Annotated in this window: 15 protein-coding genes; 11 read left to right on the top strand and 4 right to left on the bottom strand. The window is 65.1% G+C overall.

The genetic code is table 11. The features are described 5' to 3' along the window. The first annotated feature begins 17 nt into the window (after positions 1 to 17). The 3 genes from BKY27_RS04575 to BKY27_RS04565 all read left to right on the top strand — a co-directional run bounded on the left by BKY27_RS04575 (position 18) and on the right by BKY27_RS04565 (position 3305). Positions 18 to 1994 (top strand): heme lyase CcmF/NrfE family subunit, encoded by a 1977-nt coding sequence (locus BKY27_RS04575; RefSeq protein WP_071673265.1) that lies wholly within the window; start codon positions 18 to 20, stop codon positions 1992 to 1994. Next, the gene (locus tag BKY27_RS04570) at positions 1991 to 2452 is read left to right on the top strand and encodes a cytochrome c-type biogenesis protein (protein ID WP_071673264.1); all 462 of its coding nucleotides are present in this window, start codon (positions 1991 to 1993) and stop codon (positions 2450 to 2452) included. The genes BKY27_RS04575 and BKY27_RS04570 overlap by 4 nt, the downstream gene beginning before the upstream one ends. A gap of 76 nt (positions 2453 to 2528) precedes the next feature. Next, positions 2529 to 3305, top strand: a complete 777-nt coding sequence (locus BKY27_RS04565; protein WP_071673263.1) for an enoyl-CoA hydratase-related protein — start codon at positions 2529 to 2531, stop codon at positions 3303 to 3305. A gap of 196 nt (positions 3306 to 3501) precedes the next feature. Here the strand turns inward: BKY27_RS04565 and BKY27_RS04560 are convergent, their stop codons facing one another. From BKY27_RS04560 to ccmI, 3 genes are read right to left on the bottom strand one after another with little or no spacing between them, the layout of a single operon-like run. Beyond that, positions 3502 to 3738, bottom strand: coding sequence for a DUF1289 domain-containing protein (locus BKY27_RS04560; RefSeq protein ID WP_071673262.1), 237 nt, complete (start codon positions 3736 to 3738; stop codon positions 3502 to 3504). Further along, the gene (gene ruvX, locus BKY27_RS04555) at positions 3739 to 4212 is read right to left on the bottom strand and encodes a Holliday junction resolvase RuvX (protein WP_071673261.1); all 474 of its coding nucleotides are present in this window, start codon (positions 4210 to 4212) and stop codon (positions 3739 to 3741) included. Next, positions 4209 to 5462, bottom strand: coding sequence for a c-type cytochrome biogenesis protein CcmI (gene ccmI / locus BKY27_RS04550; protein WP_071673260.1), 1254 nt, complete (start codon positions 5460 to 5462; stop codon positions 4209 to 4211). The genes ruvX and ccmI overlap by 4 nt, the downstream gene beginning before the upstream one ends. Positions 5463 to 5642: 180 nt before the next feature. Between ccmI and BKY27_RS04545 the strand changes: the two genes are divergently transcribed. The 7 genes from BKY27_RS04545 (at position 5643) to rarD (ending at position 13485) form a co-directional block, all read left to right on the top strand. Next, entirely contained in the window at positions 5643 to 6887 is a 1245-nt protein-coding gene (locus tag BKY27_RS04545; RefSeq protein WP_071673259.1) for a sarcosine oxidase subunit beta family protein, read from the top strand. A gap of 112 nt (positions 6888 to 6999) precedes the next feature. Continuing rightward, on the top strand, positions 7000 to 7323 hold the full coding sequence (locus BKY27_RS04540; RefSeq protein WP_071673258.1) for a sarcosine oxidase subunit delta: 324 nt from the start codon (positions 7000 to 7002) through the stop codon (positions 7321 to 7323). Then, positions 7320 to 10334 carry a sarcosine oxidase subunit alpha family protein gene (locus BKY27_RS04535; RefSeq protein WP_071673257.1) on the top strand — a complete coding sequence of 1005 codons (3015 nt, stop codon included), beginning with the start codon at positions 7320 to 7322 and terminating at the stop codon, positions 10332 to 10334. Before BKY27_RS04540 ends, BKY27_RS04535 begins: the two co-directional genes overlap by 4 nt. Next, on the top strand, positions 10327 to 10890 hold the full coding sequence (locus tag BKY27_RS04530) for a sarcosine oxidase subunit gamma (RefSeq protein WP_071673256.1): 564 nt from the start codon (positions 10327 to 10329) through the stop codon (positions 10888 to 10890). The genes BKY27_RS04535 and BKY27_RS04530 overlap by 8 nt, the downstream gene beginning before the upstream one ends. Before the next feature lie 285 nt (positions 10891 to 11175). Next, the gene (locus tag BKY27_RS04525) at positions 11176 to 11781 is read left to right on the top strand and encodes a superoxide dismutase (protein ID WP_071673255.1); all 606 of its coding nucleotides are present in this window, start codon (positions 11176 to 11178) and stop codon (positions 11779 to 11781) included. Between the two features lie 2 nt (positions 11782 to 11783). Next, entirely contained in the window at positions 11784 to 12554 is a 771-nt protein-coding gene (locus tag BKY27_RS04520; protein ID WP_158514960.1) for an endo alpha-1,4 polygalactosaminidase, read from the top strand. A 52-nt stretch (positions 12555 to 12606) separates the two neighbouring features. Next, positions 12607 to 13485, top strand: coding sequence for an EamA family transporter RarD (gene rarD / locus BKY27_RS04515; protein WP_071673254.1), 879 nt, complete (start codon positions 12607 to 12609; stop codon positions 13483 to 13485). Here the strand turns inward: rarD and BKY27_RS04510 are convergent. Further along, complete coding sequence (locus tag BKY27_RS04510) at positions 13451 to 14002, bottom strand: LOG family protein (protein WP_071673253.1); 552 nt, start codon at positions 14000 to 14002, stop codon at positions 13451 to 13453. The genes rarD and BKY27_RS04510 overlap by 35 nt on opposite strands. Before the next feature lie 111 nt (positions 14003 to 14113). Here BKY27_RS04510 and BKY27_RS04505 point away from each other — a divergent pair, with 111 nt between their 5' ends. Beyond that, positions 14114 to 15943, top strand: coding sequence for a LysM peptidoglycan-binding domain-containing protein (locus BKY27_RS04505; protein ID WP_071673252.1), 1830 nt, complete (start codon positions 14114 to 14116; stop codon positions 15941 to 15943). The last annotated feature ends 103 nt before the right edge of the window (positions 15944 to 16046 follow it).

The raw sequence follows: 16046 nt of genomic DNA, 5'->3' as shown, positions 1-16046 counted from the left end.
GCACTATCGTCGCGTTCATGATCGTAGAGCTTGGACATTTCACCCTCATCCTCGCCTTTGCCGTTGCCATCTTCCAGATGGTGGTGCCGCTTGTCGGTGCCTCGCGCGGCTGGCCGGAATGGATGGCCGCCGCGGTGCCCGCGGCCTCGGCCCAATTCCTGTTGACCGCCGTCAGTTTCGCGGCGCTCACCTTCGCATTCGTGACCTCCGATTTTTCGGTGGCACTGGTTACCGCCAATTCCCACACGTTGAAGCCGCTGCTCTACAAGATCAGCGGTGTCTGGGGGAACCACGAGGGCTCGCTGCTTTTGTGGGTGCTGATCCTGACGCTCTTCGGCGCCATGGCCGCGTGGTTCGGAGGCAATCTGCCGCCGCGCCTCAAGGCCCGTGTGCTCGGCGTGCAAAGTGCCATCGGCGTGGCCTTCTTCGGCTTTATCCTGTTCACGTCCAACCCCTTCTTGCGGCTGGAAAATCCGCCGATGAACGGGGGCGACCTGAACCCGCTGCTGCAAGACCCCGGTTTGGCCTTTCATCCGCCTTTCCTCTATCTCGGCTATGTGGGTCTGAGCATGACCTTCTCCTTCGCCGTCGCCGCGCTTCTTGAGGGCCGCGTCGATGCGGCCTGGGCCCGGTGGGTGCGGCCTTGGACGCTGGCGGCGTGGCTTTTCCTGACCATCGGGATCGCGCTTGGATCTTGGTGGGCATATTACGAGCTTGGCTGGGGCGGTTTCTGGTTCTGGGATCCGGTCGAAAACGCCAGCTTCATGCCGTGGCTCATCTCGGCGGCGCTGCTGCATTCGGCCATCGTGGTTGAAAAGCGCGAGGCGCTGAAAAGCTGGACAATTCTCTTGGCGATCCTCGCCTTCGGCTTTTCGCTCATTGGCACCTTCATCGTGCGCTCTGGCGTGATCACCAGCGTCCATGCCTTCGCCAACGACCCCGAGCGGGGCGTTTTCATCCTGTTCATTCTCGCCTTCTTCATGGGGGGGGCCTTCCTGCTCTATGCGCTGCGCGCGGGCGCGATGCAGGCCAAGGGGGTGTTCTCGCTGGTCAGCCGTGAAAGCGCGCTGGTGGTGAACAACCTGTTGCTGGCGGTGTCGGCCTTCGTGGTCTTCATCGGCACGCTCTGGCCGCTCTTGGCCGAAATCTTCTTCGACCGCACGCTGTCGGTGGGCGCACCCTTCTTCAATGCAGCGTTCTTTCCGTTCGTGCTGGTCCTTGCCGTTGCGCTGCCGATTGGCGCGGTGATGCCGTGGAAACGGGCCGGTGTGGGACGCGCGCTGCGGGTCGTCGCCCCGGCGCTGGTGCCGGCGGGGGCGGCTGTGCTGCTGTGCTACGCGGTCTTTACCGGTCATTCGGCCATCGGACCGCTGTTCATCGGGCTGGCGGTCTGGCTGGTGATCAGTGCGGGACTGGACCTGTTGTCGCGCACCGGTCGCGGCGCGCTTGGCGCCCGTCTGGCCCGGCTTGGGCGATTGCCAAGGGCCGATTGGGGCAAGGCGGTGGCCCATACCGGGCTTGGCCTCACCATCTTCGGAATCGCGGCCCTGACCACCTTCGCCTCGGAAGATATCCGGGTCGCCCGTATTGGCGAGAGCTTCGAGCTTGGACCCTACACCCTGACGCTGACCAACGTGCAGGATGTGCAGGGGCCGAACTATGCCTCGCGCATGGGCACGGTCGAGGTGGCGCGCGACGGGGCCGCGGTTTCGACGCTGCATCCCGAGCGGCGCTTTTACCCGGTGGCGCGGATGCCCACGACCGAGGCCGGGATCGACAGCGGGCTGACCCGTGACATCTACGTTGTGCTGGGTGATCCGCAACAGGGTGGCTTTGCGCTGCGCAGCTATATCAAGCCTTGGGCCAACTGGATCTGGGGCGGCGCGATCATCATGGCGCTTGGCGGTCTGTTGTCGCTGTCGGACCGACGCTATCGCGTCGCCGCCGGCGCGCGCAAGCAGGCCACCCGCACAGACGGAGTGCCCGCGGAATGAAGCGCTTCCTTCTGATGCTGCTGCTGCTGGCCAGCCCGGTCTGGGCTGTCGAGCCGCGGGAAATGCTGGACGACCCGGTGCTGGAATCGCGTGCGCGCGATATCTCGGCCGGGTTGCGCTGCCTTGTCTGCCGCAATGAAAACATCGACGACAGTCACGCCGACCTGGCCCATGACCTGCGGGTTCTGGTGCGCGAGCGGTTGGTGGCGGGCGACACGAATACCGAGGTCGTGGACTACATCGTCGAGCGGTATGGTGAATATGTCCTGCTGCAACCCAATCGGGACGGGGCCAACCTGATCTTGTGGTATGCAGGGCCCGCAATGGCCCTGTTCGGTCTGATCCTGGCGATCGGGTTCATTCGGCAGCAGGCCCGCAAGCGTGCCTCGGGCGAAGGTCGGCCAGACGCGCTGTCCGACGAGGAACGCGCGCGGTTGCAGCAGATCATGGGCGACTGACGCAAGGTCGCGCTTTTGCCCCGGCAGAGGCGCGCCTATTTTTCCGGACGGGCAGGGCGAGCGGACAGGAGCGGCCATGGACTATCAATGCATCACCAGTGAGCTTTCCGACGGGGTGGCGCTGATCACCCTGCAACGGCCGGAGGTGATGAATTCATTCAACACCCAGATGCGGGCGGAGCTGCTCCACGCCGTGCAAGAGGCCGGACAGACTGCGCGGGTGGCGGTGATCACCGGCGCTGGCCGGGCGTTTTCGGCCGGGCAGGATCTGGGCGATACCGGCAATCTCAATGACCTGAACCTCGAACGCCTGCTGCGCGATGAATATTCCCCCATCCTGCGCGCGCTGGCCGAGGTGCCGATCCCGGTGATCGCGGCGGTGAACGGCGTGGCGGCGGGGGCGGGGGCCAATATCGCGCTGGCCTGTGACGTGGTCATTGCCACCGAAAGCGCATCTTTCATGCAGGCTTTTTCAAAGATCGGCCTGATCCCGGATGCGGGCGGAACCTACACGCTGCCGCGCAAGGTGGGCTTTGCCAAGGCCATGGGACTCGCGCTTTTCGCCGAAAAGCTGAGCGCGAAAGAGGCCGACCGGATGGGCCTGATCTGGGAAGCCGTGGACGACGCCAGTTTCGAGGCCCATTGGCAGGCACGGGCCAGGCATCTGGGAACCGGCCCGACACAGGCCTATGCCGGGATCAAGCAAGCCCTCAGGGCGAGCTTCGACAATGACCTTGAGGTGCAACTGACGCTGGAGGCCCAGATTCAAGGGCAGGCGGGCCGCACCCGTGATTTCAAAGAGGGCGTTCTGGCCTTCCTCGACAAACGCCCGGCGCAATTCGAGGGGCGGTAGGGTTTCGCCCGCACCAACGTCAACCCGCGCAAGCCGTGATCCCCGCGAAAACTGTCATCCCCGCGAAAGCGGGAACCGCTCAACGGGATCGCCACTCGCAAGGACAGAGCTATTTCCCGGCAGATCCCCACTGTCATGGGGATGACATCTGCCACAGGGACGACAACCTGCAAAGGGATGACAAACAGGCTGTCGCTCAGCCGCCGCGCTTCAACCGGGCCGCGCGCCCGCCGCGCCGCTGCTGGATCTGGCCCCGGCGTTCGGGCAATTCCGCCATGATGCGCTGACGGTCTTCGGCGCTCATTCGGCTCCAAGCGCCGATCTCGTCGATGGTGCGCAGGCAACCGGTGCAGATCCGCGCCTCGGGATGGACCACGCAGATCTTTATACAGGGGCTTTCGATCTCGTCGCGTTTCCAGATCTGGTCGGTCATTCAGGCGCCCTTCAGATGTGACAGCCGGTCCAGCACACCTTGCAGGATATACCCGGCGGCGACGTGATCTATGACCTCTGCGCGACGTTTTCGCGACGTATCCGCCTCCAACAGGGCGCGTTCCGCAGCGACGGTCGACAGCCGCTCGTCCCAGAAGGTGATCGGCATGTCGATCAGCCGGTCCAGATTGCGGGCAAAGGCGCGGGTGGCCTGTGCCCTCGGTCCTTCGCTGCCATCCATGTTCCGTGGCAGTCCCAGCACCAGCCCGCCGATGCTGCGCTTGGTCAGGATCGCCACCAACGCCTCGGCATCCTTGGTGAACTTGGTCCGCTTGATGGTTTCCAAGGGCGTCGCCACGCTCAGGAACGGGTCCGAGACCGCGACGCCGATGGTCTTTGTGCCAAGGTCCAGCCCCGCCACCGCCCGCATCGGGGGCAGGGCGGCGGCAAAGGTCTCGGCGTCGTCGCAGATCATTCCGGCTGCTCCAGATCCGCGCCGGCCTGCCGGATGGCCGAAAGCGCGGCCTCGTTGTCGGCATAGACCGTCAGGGCCTCGTCATAGACGGCCTGCGCATCCTCGATCCGGCCAAGCACCTGGTAGGCACCGATCAGACGCGCCCATTCGGCGGGCGATCCGCCATCGGTGGCCAGCCGGTCGGCCAGACCCGCAACCATGTTTTCGATCATCGCCTGCCGATCTTCGGCCGACATCTGGCCCGCGGCGTCCATGTCGGCGGCAGAGGGGCCGCGCAGGCCACCGGCCGCGCCCCCCGGCATCGGCGGTTGCGGCAGTTGCGCCAAGCTTACCTCGACCCCGGCCATGCCCGCCACCAGTTCGATCTGCGCGCGGATCGGGGGCAGCCAAGGGTCGCCGGGCGCACTATCGGCCAGCAGGTCGCGCCAGATCGGATAGCCCAGATCGGGGCGGCCTTGCTGCGCATACATCAAGCCCACGTAATAGCGCGCGGCGCCGTTGGTCGGGTCTTCTTCCAGAACCTCGCGAAACAGCGCCTCGGCCTCGGGCGAGACATAGCCGCCAGCGGCCATGAACATCATCTCGGCAAGATCCAGCTTGGCCTGTGCCGGGGCCTCATCGCCCAGAATCTCGACCAGACGGGCCTGCGCATTGTGCGCCGCGCGATAGTTGCCAAGCCGGGCCTCTTCGCGCGCCAGCAGCCGCAGCCCCTCGGGTTCATCGGGGTGCTGTTCCATGGTCGATCGCAACTGCCGGACCAGTTCGGCCCGTTGCGGGTCGGGGTCTTCGGTGATCTCCACCGGCACTTCCGATTCCGCTGCGGCTTGGCTTGGGCGGGCCTCACGGGCTTGATCCACAAGGGAAATCCGGGTCTGGATTGGCAGGTCGGGATACCCCGGCGCCCCAAGATAGTCATACAGGGCGAAACTGCCCCCCAGCACCAGAGCGGTCAGCCCCAGAACCGCCAGCCTCTGGCCGCGCCCGGTGGCGTGCCCGCCGTCTTCGCCCGCTTGCAAGGCCCGGTCGGCTTCCAGCACCCGGCGGGAAATCTCGGTGCGGGTGCGCTCGGCCTCGTCCTCGCTCAGCACCCCGCGCGCCAGATCCTTCTCGATCTCGCGCAGTTGGTCCTGATAGACTTGCAAATCATAAGCGGCTGTCGACTCGCCGTCATCGCGCCGTCGCCAGGCCCCCAGAACCAGCGCCGCCCCGATCAAGAGCGCCAGCAGCGCCGTCAGCATCCAGAACCCCATGAGACCTCCGCAATTTCGGTTCCGGCCATATCTAACCATTGGCCCCGGCGATCAAAACCCCCAAAGCCGACACTTGACCGACGCCGTTGTCGCATTTTTGGTGCCAAGTGCCGCGAGGCGTCAGCCCGTCGGCCCCGCAATCTCGCATGTAGAGTGCGACCACAGACTCCGGGAGTCCCCATGCGCCGCTATTCCGCTTTTGCCATCGCCCGCGAAGCTGCCCGCTACCATCAGGGATGGGAACGGGCCTGGGCCTCGCCAGAACCGAAAAAATCCTATGACGCCATCATCGTGGGGGCAGGGGGTCACGGCCTCGCCACCGCCTTCTACCTTGGCAAGAATTTCGGCATCACCAATGTCGCGGTGATCGAGAAGGGCTGGCTTGGCGGCGGTAATACGGGCCGCAACACGACCATCATCCGGTCGAACTACCTGCAGGATCCCTCGGCGGCGATCTATGAAAAGGCCCGCTCGCTCTATGAAACGATGAGCCAGGACCTGAACTACAACGTGATGTTCAGCCCGCGCGGCGTGATCATGCTGGCCCAGACCCATCACGAGGTGCGCGGTTACCTGCGCACGGCCCATGCCAACGCGCTGCAGGGCGTGAAGACCGAATTCATCTCGCCGCAGCGGGTCAAGGAAATCGTCCCGATCATCAATCTCGACGGTCCCCGCTACCCGGTTCTGGGTGGGTTGTGGCAGGCCCGTGGCGGCACCGCCCGGCACGACGCCGTGGCGTGGGGCTATGCCCGCGCCTGTTCCGACATGGGCATGGACATCCTTCAAAAGACCGAAGTGACCGGCATCCGCAAGGAAAACGGCGCGGTCACCGGCGTGGAAACCTCTCGCGGGTTCATCGGCACCAAGAAGCTGGGCATCGTCGTCGCCGGTCATTCCGGGGTGCTGGCCGATATGGCGGGCTTCCGTCTGCCGATTGAATCCGTTGCGCTTCAGGCGCTTGTGTCCGAGCCGATCAAGCCTTGCATGGATTGCGTCGTGATGGCCAACACCGTGCACGGCTACATGAGCCAGTCGGACAAGGGCGAGATGGTCATCGGCGGCGGCGCCGACGGCTATAACAACTACACACAGCGCGGCAGCTTCCACCATATCGAGGAAACCGTGCGCGCCCTCGTCGAAACCTTCCCGATGGTCAGCCGCCTCAAGATGCTGCGCCAATGGGGCGGCATCGTGGACATGACCGGCGACCGCTCGCCCATCCTGTCCAAGACCCCCGTGGACGGCGTGTTCATCAATTGCGGTTGGGGCACCGGCGGCTTCAAGGCGATCCCGGGCTCTGGCTGGGGCATGGCGGAACTGATGGCACGGGGCTACTCGCCTCTGACGGCTGAGTTTGGCCTCAACCGCTTCAAGGAAGGCCGCTTCATCGACGAAAGCGTCGCGGCCGGGGTGGCGCACTGATGGAGACGAGGAAGAATTTTCAGGAAAATTCTTCGGGCCGAAAATTCTTCTTGAAGAATTTTCCTGCTCCGGGGTCGGAAATGAAATCAATCTACACGGGGAAGAGCGCACAATGCTGATCCTGGAATGCCCCTGCTGCGGCGTGATGGCCGATGAAACGGAACTCGCCCCCGGTGGCGAGGCGCATCTCAAGCGCTACGGTCCCGGCTCCTCGGATGAGGAGTTCGAGGGCTACCTCTTCCACCGTATGAACCCCAAGGGCGTGCATTTCGAACGCTGGCGCCACGCCAATGGCTGCGGCAAGTGGTTCCTCGCGGCCCGCGACACCAACACGCTGGAGGTCTTCGCCACCTATTCGGCCCAGACCCCCGAGCCACCCCAACACGTCCTCGACGCCATCCGCGCCAAACGCCCCGACTGGAGCCTTGATCAATGAGCACCCGTCTCGCTTCCGGCGGTCGCCTGATCGACCGCAGCGCCGCCCGTGAATTTTCCTTCAACGGCAAACGCCTGACCGGCTATGCCGGCGATACCCTGGCGTCGGCCCTGCTGGCCAATGGCCAGACCCTGATGGGCCGGTCCTTCAAATATCACCGCCCGCGCGGCGTGGTCGCCTCGGGCGCCGAGGAACCCAATGCGCTGATGGGCATCGGCAAGGACGGCACGTTCGAACCAAACCAACGCGCCACCACGACCGAGCTGTTCAACGGGCTGGAAGCGGAAAGCCAGAACCACTGGCCAAGCCTCGATTTCGACGTGGGCGTGGTGAACAACAGCCTCGCCAAGTTCTTCCCGGCGGGATTCTATTACAAGACGTTCATGTTCCCGCGCCCCGCGTGGAAGCATGTCTTTGAACCCATCGTGCGCCAGTCGGCGGGCCTGGGCAAAGCGCCCAAGGACCGCGATGCCGACCGCTACGAGCATTTCTACGCTTTCGTCGATGTGATGATTGCGGGCGGCGGCATTGCCGGTCTGCAAGCGGCACTGACTGCCGGGGCGACCGGCGCGCGGGTTCTGCTGGTGGAACAAACCGCCCATTGGGGTGGTCGTGCGCCGGTGGATGGGGTCGAGATCGACGGAAAACCCGCCGATGAGTGGATCAACGACGCCCTGCAAGCCCTTGAAGGAATGGAGAATGTCTCGGTCCGCAGCCGCACCATGGCCTCGGGCGTCTACGACCACGGCTATGTTCTGGCCTACGAGCGCCTGACCGATCATGCGCCGGAAATGGACGGCCCCCGCCACCGCCTGTGGCGCATCCGCGCGCGTCAGGTCATCACCGCCACCGGCGCAATCGAACGCCCGCTTTCCTTCGCGGGCAACGACATCCCCGGTGTCATGCTGGCCTCGGCCGTGCGCGACTACGTGGTGAACTGGGGTGTCAGCGTTGGCGACCGCACCGTGGTCGTCACCAACAATGACGACGCCTATCGCACCGCTCTGGCCCTGCACGGGGCGGGCCTCTCCGTGCCTGCCATCGTCGATGCCCGCGCGACCGTCACCGGCGACTTGCCGGAACAGGCCCGCGCGGCTGGCATTCGCGTGTTGAGCGGGGCCGGGATCGCCATGGTCAAGGGCAAGAAATCCGTGACCGGCGTCAGCATCTGCACACAGGCGGGCGAGGGCGCGTCCACCGACGAAATCGCCTGCGAAGCGGTCGCCATGTCCGGCGGTTGGTCGCCGGTCGTCCACCTGTGGTCCCATTGCGGCGGCAAGCTGATCTGGGACGAGGATCAGGCCCATTTCCGTCCCGATCCGTCCCGCGCGCCCACCGGCCACGACGGCAAGCCCTTCGTGATCGCCGGAGGCGCCGCCTTCGGCGAGCTGTCCTCCGCTGCCACGCTCGCCTCCGCCAACCACGCGGCGGCAACCGCGGCCGAGGCGCTTGGCCTGTCCGCCCCGGCGGGCGATACCCCCGCCACCAACGATCCGGCCGAAACCGCCATGGAGCCGGTGTGGATCATGCCGCAGGGCGCGGGCCACGCGAAGCGCATGAAAATGTGGCTCGACTACCAGAACGACGTGAAGGTCTCGGACGTGCAGCTCGCCGCCCGCGAAGGCTATGAAAGCGTTGAGCACACCAAGCGCTACACCACGCTTGGCATGGCTACCGATCAGGGAAAGCTCAGCAACATCAACGGTCTGGCGACCCTTGCTGGTGCGCTGAACGATGCTATCCCGAATGTCGGCACCACCACATTCCGCCCGCCCTATACGCCGATTTCCCTCGGCTCCATCGCCGGCGAGGCGCGGGGCGAGGTGTTCCAGCCGCTGCGTCGCACCCCGATGCAGGATTGGCACGAAGACCGGGGCGCCTATCTGGAACCGGTCGGCCATTGGCGGCGTCCCTATTGCTACCCGGCAGCGGGCGAAAGCCACGAACAGGCCGTCCACCGCGAGGTTCTGGCCACCCGCAACAGCCTTGGCCTGCTCGACGCCTCGACGCTCGGCAAGATCCTCGTCAAGGGGCCGGACGCGGGCCAGTTCATGGACATGCTCTACACCAACATGATGAGCAGCCTGAAACCGGGCCGCTGCCGCTATGGCCTGATGTGCAACGAAAACGGCTTCTTGATGGATGACGGCGTGGTTGCGCGGATCGACGAGGAGACGTTCCTTGTCCACACCACCTCGGGCGGGGCCGAACATGTCCACGGCCACATGGAAGACTGGCTGCAATGCGAGTGGTGGGACTGGAAGGTTCACACCGTCAACCTGACCGAACAATTCGCGCAGGTCGCCGTTGTCGGTCCGAATTCGCGCAAGGTGCTGGAAAAGCTGGGATCGGACATCGATCTGTCGAAAGAGGCGCTGCCCTTCATGGCGTGGACCGAAGGCAAGATCGGCGGCTTTGACGCCCGCGTCTTCCGCATTTCGTTCTCGGGCGAGCTCAGCTTTGAAATCGCCGTCCCCGCCAGCCAGGGCCGTGCCTTCTGGGATTCCCTGCACGACGCCGGGGGCGAGTTTGACGCCACCCCCTACGGCACCGAGGCGCTGCACATCATGCGCGCCGAAAAGGGCTTCATCATGATCGGGGACGAAACCGATGGCACCGTGATCCCGCAGGATCTGGGGCTGACCTGGGCGATCTCCAAGAAGAAAGAGGATTACCTCGGCAAACGCGCGCAGGCCCGCAGCCACATGACCGATCCGACCCGCTGGAAACTGGTGGGGCTGGAAACCGTCGATGGCTCGGTGTTGCCCGATGGTGCCTACGCCGTCGCGGGCGGCACCAATGCCAACGGGCAGGGCAATGTGCAGGGTCGCGTGACCTCGACCTACCACTCGCCGACGCTTGGGCGTGGCATCGCAATGGGGCTGGTCCTGAACGGGCCCGACCGCATGGGCGAGGTGATCGAATTCAACAAGGTCGATGGCGGCACCGTCGCGGCCAAGATCGTGGACCCCGTGTTCTTCGATCCCGAAGGGGAGAAGCAGAATGTCTGAAGTCAGTGCATTGATGGGCGCCGTGGCCGAGGGCCGCACCCGCGTCGAGGAAGGCGGCCTTGTCGGCATGATCACCCTGCGCGGCGATCTGGACAGCGCCAGGGTCAAGGCGGCGGTCAAGGACGCGACGGGACTGGATGTGCCCGGCCAACGGCAGGTCGTCACCGGCGACGACGCCTCGGTCGCGTGGATGTCGCCCGACGAGTTGTTGATCGTCGTGGCCCACGATCAGGCCCCCGGCACCGTCGCCGCGATGGCGCAGGCGCTGGCCGACGAATTTGCCACCGTGGCGAACGTCTCCGATGCGCGCGCGCTCTTCCGCGTCAGCGGCCCGTCGGCGCGTGAAGCCGTGGCCAAGCTCGCCCCCGTCGACCTGCATCCCGCCAGCTTCGGCGCGGGCGAAATGCGCCGCACCCGTCTGGCACAGGTGCCCGCCGCAATCTGGCTGAGCGGCGACGACGAGCTGTCGCTGATCTGCTTCCGCTCGGTCGCCAAATACGTCTTCGGCATCCTGGAGCTGTCCGCCGCCGATGGGGCAGAGGTGGGGATCTTCTAACCCATCGCCAGCCCCTTGCACGGCACCGCCCGGCCCGCGAAGTCCCGCGCGCCGGGCGTTTGTCGTTTGGCGACTGACCGCGCCGAAAATGGCCCCACGTCTGTACGGGGGGTGCACAGGGGGTGTACGGCGGGTGTACGGGTGGCGAGAGGGTCATTTTGGACATTTTCGCACCGGCCCCAAGGGGCGGGAAACGCGGCTTTTCTGGCCTCGCCCCCTTGACCTTGGGCGGGGGAAAGCTCCATCTGTGATCCAGTATTGACGCGAACCACAGGGACCAGAACCATGGCATTTGAACTTCCCGATCTTCCCTACGCCCACGACGCGCTGGCCGATCTCGGCATGTCCAAGGAGACGCTGGAATATCACCACGACCTGCACCACAAGGCCTATGTCGACAACGGCAACAAGCTGATTGCAGGCACCGAATGGGACGGCAAGTCGCTGGAAGAAATCATCACCGGCACCTATGACTCCACATCGGTTGCCCAGAACGGAATCTTCAACAACATCAGCCAGTTGTGGAACCATAACCAGTTTTGGGAAATGATGGGCCCTGGCATGTCCTCGATGCCCGGCGAGCTGGAAAAAGCCATCACCGAAAGCTTCGGCTCGGTCGATGAATTCAAGTCGCAATTCGCCGCCGCGGGCGCGGGCCAGTTCGGTTCGGGCTGGGCTTGGCTGGTGAAAGACAGCGACGGCAGCCTGAAAGTGACCAAGACCGAAAACGGTGTTAACCCGCTCTGCTTCGGGCAGACCGCCCTGCTTGGCTGCGACGTTTGGGAACATTCCTACTACATCGACTTCCGCAACAAGCGTCCGGCATATCTCGATAACTTCCTGAACAACCTCGTGAATTGGGAAAACGTGGCAGCCCGCCTCGCGGCCTGATCTTGCCGATTTCCCGCATCATTGGGGGCCTGCTGGCGGCGACGCTGGCAGGCCCCCTTTGCGTTTCTGCCCAAGGCATTGCGCCCGGGGTCAGCTGGGACTGGCAGTTGCAGGCACCGCTCGATCTGGGCGTGCAGGTCGAGGTTTTGGCCCTCGACCCCGACGAGGTCAGCGCCGCCGAGATCGCCGCCCTGTCGGCCCGAGGCGTGACCACGGTCTGCTATGTCAGTGTCGGCACGGTCGAGGACTGGCGCGACGATGCCCACAGGTTCCCGGCGGCGCTAGTGGGCCGCGCCTATGGCGGCTGGCCGGGCGAACGTTTCCTCGACATTCGCGCCCGCGATCGGCTTTTGCCGATCATGGTGGCGCGTTTTCGGCATTGCGCCGAGATGGGCTTTGACGCGGTCGAACCCGACAATATCGACCTGCATATCAACGACACCGGATTCCCGTTGACGCCCCCCGATGTGGTCGCGTGGTTCGTCGATCTGGCTGCGGCCGCGCATGATCTGGGGCTGCTTGTTGCGCAGAAAAATGCCCCCGACCTGACAGCGAACCTTGCCCCTTTTGCCGATTTTGCCGTAACCGAGGATTGCTTTGCCGATGGCTGGTGCGCCGATCTGGCGATCTATCCGCGCACGGGCCGGGCAGTGTTGGCCGCGGAATACGGGGCGCCGTCCGATAGCATCTGCACCGCCGCCGCACAGCTTGACGCGTCGGTCATCTTCAAACGCCGCGACGTGACCCGCTGGCGACGGCTGTGCCCGTCTTGACCTTTCCAACCCACAAGCGCAGAGCCGGGGGGCAGGAAAGGAGACCGAACCGATGAGCGAAGCGCGCAAGGGTGTCATAGCGATGATCGGGGCCTGCCTGATCTGGGGCTTTGCCCCGATCCTCTACAAGCAGCTTTCGCACCTGCCGGCTGCCGAAATCCTTGCGCATCGGACGCTGTGGTCCTTTGCCACCTTCGGCGCGGTGCTGATGGGGCAGGGCCGGTTGCGAGAGCTTGGCAGGCTATTCCGGGCAGGCTCGCAGACCGCGCTGTTGATCTGCGCGGCGGTGGTGATCTCGGTCAACTGGTTCTTCTTCATCTTCGCCATCGGCATCGGTCACGCGATCGAAGCCTCGATCGGCTATTACATCTACCCGCTGGTAGCCGTGCTGGCCGGGCGTGTCGTGTTCGGTGAATCGATCAGCCGCTGGCAGGTGGCGGCGGTCGCGCTTGCCGGGCTGGCGGTGCTGGTTCTGACGGTCGGCTTTGGCGTAGCGCCGTGGATCAGCCTTGTTCTGGCGGTCAGCTTTACCTCTTACGGGGTGCTGAAACGCTGGATCTCGGCCGGGCCTGTTTTGTCCGTGACGGGGGAAACGCTGGTGCTGGCGCCGCTGGCGCTTGGCTATCTGGCGCTTTGGGGGCAGGGCGGGTTTTCCGGGTCGGCCCGCGACGCAGTCATGCTGGTGCTGTCGGGGCCGTTGACCGCGACGCCGCTGATCCTGTTTTCCTATGCCAACAAGCGCGCGCCGATGGCGCATGTCGGGCTGACGCAATACCTGAACCCGACGCTGCAATTCCTTGTGGCGGCGCTGGTTTTCGCCGAACCGGTGACCCGATGGCACGCCATCGCGCTGCCGATGATCTGGCTGGCATTGGCGCTGTATTCCTGGTCGGCTTTCAGGCGGCCCGCGCCCGGTGCAGCCCTGACATGAGCGTCGGCACATCCTCGACCACCTTGAAGAAATCAAGCAGGCTTGCATCGGCAAAGCCCTGTCCGACGATGTGGTCAACCAGATGTGCCAGCGGTTCCCAATAACCGGCGGTATTCAAGAGGAAAATCGGCTTGTCATGCAGGCCGAGCTGGCGCCATGTCAACACCTCGAAGAATTCGTCGAGCGAGCCCGCGCCACCCGGCAGGACCACGATCGCATCGGCATTCATCACCATGACCTTTTTGCGCTCGTGCATGGTTTCAGTGACGATGAACGTATCGAGATCGCGCTTGCCCACTTCGCGGTCGAGCAGGTGCTGGGGAATCACGCCGAAAGTTGTTCCGCCCGCGGCCTTGGCGGCCCGCGCGACGATCCCCATCAGGCCAACATCGCCCGCGCCATAGACCAGCCGCATACCGCCCTCTGCCATGGCGGTTCCAAGCGCCTCTGCCTGCTCGGCATAACGCGGTTTGGCCCCGGCACGAGAGCCACAGTAAACACAAACGGAATAGGACATGTAGGAACCTGACTTGAAGACGTTTCGGCCCGTGATAGACCTGTTACAATAATCGCACAACTGCACTGGTCCCAAGGGGACGGGACCGGCGCCTGAGGGGAGAGCGAGTAGATGAAAGCTTCGGCTGGATTGGGCCTGGGTCCTGCGACCCTGGCAGCGGGTGCGGCGGTTGTCGCGGTCGTCGGCGTAGCGGGCTATCTGGTGCTGGCCCCGTCGCCAGACCCGTCCCCAGACCCCGTGGATACATCTGCAACGGCCCCCGCCGAGACAGCCACCGCCCCGGCTGAAACGCCAGAGGCCACACCCGCGCCGACAAACGCGCCGTCGCCTGCCGTCGCACCGCCCGACGTGCCCGAGGCGGACGTGGCGCAGACCCCCAGTTTCGACCTTGTGCGCGTCGATGCCGCCGGCGGCGCACTGATCGCCGGGCAGGCCACGCCCGACGCCAACCTGATCTTGCGGCTTGATGGCGAAGAGATTTCGCAGGTCAGCGCCGATGGCACGGGCGCTTTCGTGGCGATGTTTACCATTCCACCCGCCGCCGTGCCCCGCGTTCTGAGCCTGGAGATGGTGATGGAGGATGGCTCGGTTCTGGTCTCCGAGGAAAGCGTGATCCTGTCCCCGACCCTGCGCGTCGCCGCCGATGACGGGGCAGGCGACACTGCCCCAACCGGCACGGGGCCCGCCACCGGCCCAGAAACGCCGCAAGCGCCCGCAATTACCGAACTGGCCGCCGACGAAGCTGCGCCGACATCGGCCCCGCCGCAATTGATGCCACCCGATGACAGCGCCCCCGATGTGCCCGCGACCGTCACGACAGAGCCTCAGGGCGAGGTTGTCGTGGCCGAGGACGCCACGCAGGACGCGCCCGACCTTCAGGTTGCCTTGGCCGACACTGGCAGCGAGGCAACGGAGTCTGCCGTCTCTCGCGGGTTGACGGCATCGGACGCTGGGGGGGACATCATGCCGCCCGCGTCAGAGACCGTTGCGGATACGGTGGAGGAAGGGTCGACCGCGCCAGTGACAGACGGAATGCCCCCGGAACAGCCTGACGAATTGGCCACGGCTCCGGCGCTGCCCCCCGAAACAGGCACGGCGCAAGGAACGTCGGAACCGCCTGTTGTCGCTGCCGACGACAGCCCCACGGCGCCCCCCACCGACGCGGTCGAAATGGCCGACGCGGCGGATCAGGCAGAGGCCCCCGAGGTGCCCCCCACGACCGGCCCCGAGGCCCCCGCCGATACCACCGCACCCTCTGAAATTCCAAATGCCGGTGCCACGCAGCCCGAGACCCTGATCGCCGCGCCCCAGGCCCCCTCTGCCCCCGGAACAGCGCCGCAAAGCCCGGACACGCCCGCCCCTGTCGGCACGGCCCCGCCCGACGCGGAACCGTTGGAACCGCAGGCCCCCACCGTGCTGATCGCGGATTCGGACGGGCTGCGCATGGTCCAGTCCGGCCCCGCCCCGCAGGTTCAGGCACAGGTCACACTCGACACCATTTCCTATGACACCCAAGGCGAGGTGGTGTTGACGGGCCGTGGCCCGGCAGAGTCCGACGTGCGGTTCTACCTCGACAATCGCCCGGTGCAGTTGGCACGAATCGACCTGACCGGCGCCTGGCGCATCGCGCTGCCGCAGGTCGACCCCGGCACCTATACCTTGCGTCTGGACGAGGTGAACGCCGAGGGCGACGTGCAAAGCCGGATCGAAACACCCTTCCTGCGCGAAGAACCCGAACTGTTGGAAAGCCTGCCTGCACAGGCCGATGGCCAAGAGGTGGTCACCGTTCAGCTTGGCAATACGCTGTGGGGCATCGCCCGCGAACATCTGGGCGAGGGGATCATGTATGTGCAGGTCTACGAAGCCAACCGCAGCCTGATCCGCGATCCCGATCTGATCTATCCGGGCCAGATCTTCACCATTCCAGAGCTGGACGAATAGCCCTCGTCGGGCCTGTCCTTGCAACTTTGCACAACGCTGTCGCGCGTGGGCTGACTGGTCATTCCCGCGGGTGGCCCCTATGTTCCGCGCTGATCCAGAAACG

Source organism: Nioella nitratireducens (genome assembly GCF_001879715.1).
GTDB lineage: Bacteria > Pseudomonadota > Alphaproteobacteria > Rhodobacterales > Rhodobacteraceae > Nioella > Nioella nitratireducens.
Note: the sequence above shows the minus strand (reverse complement) of the source record. Positions and strands in the feature narration are given on the sequence as shown.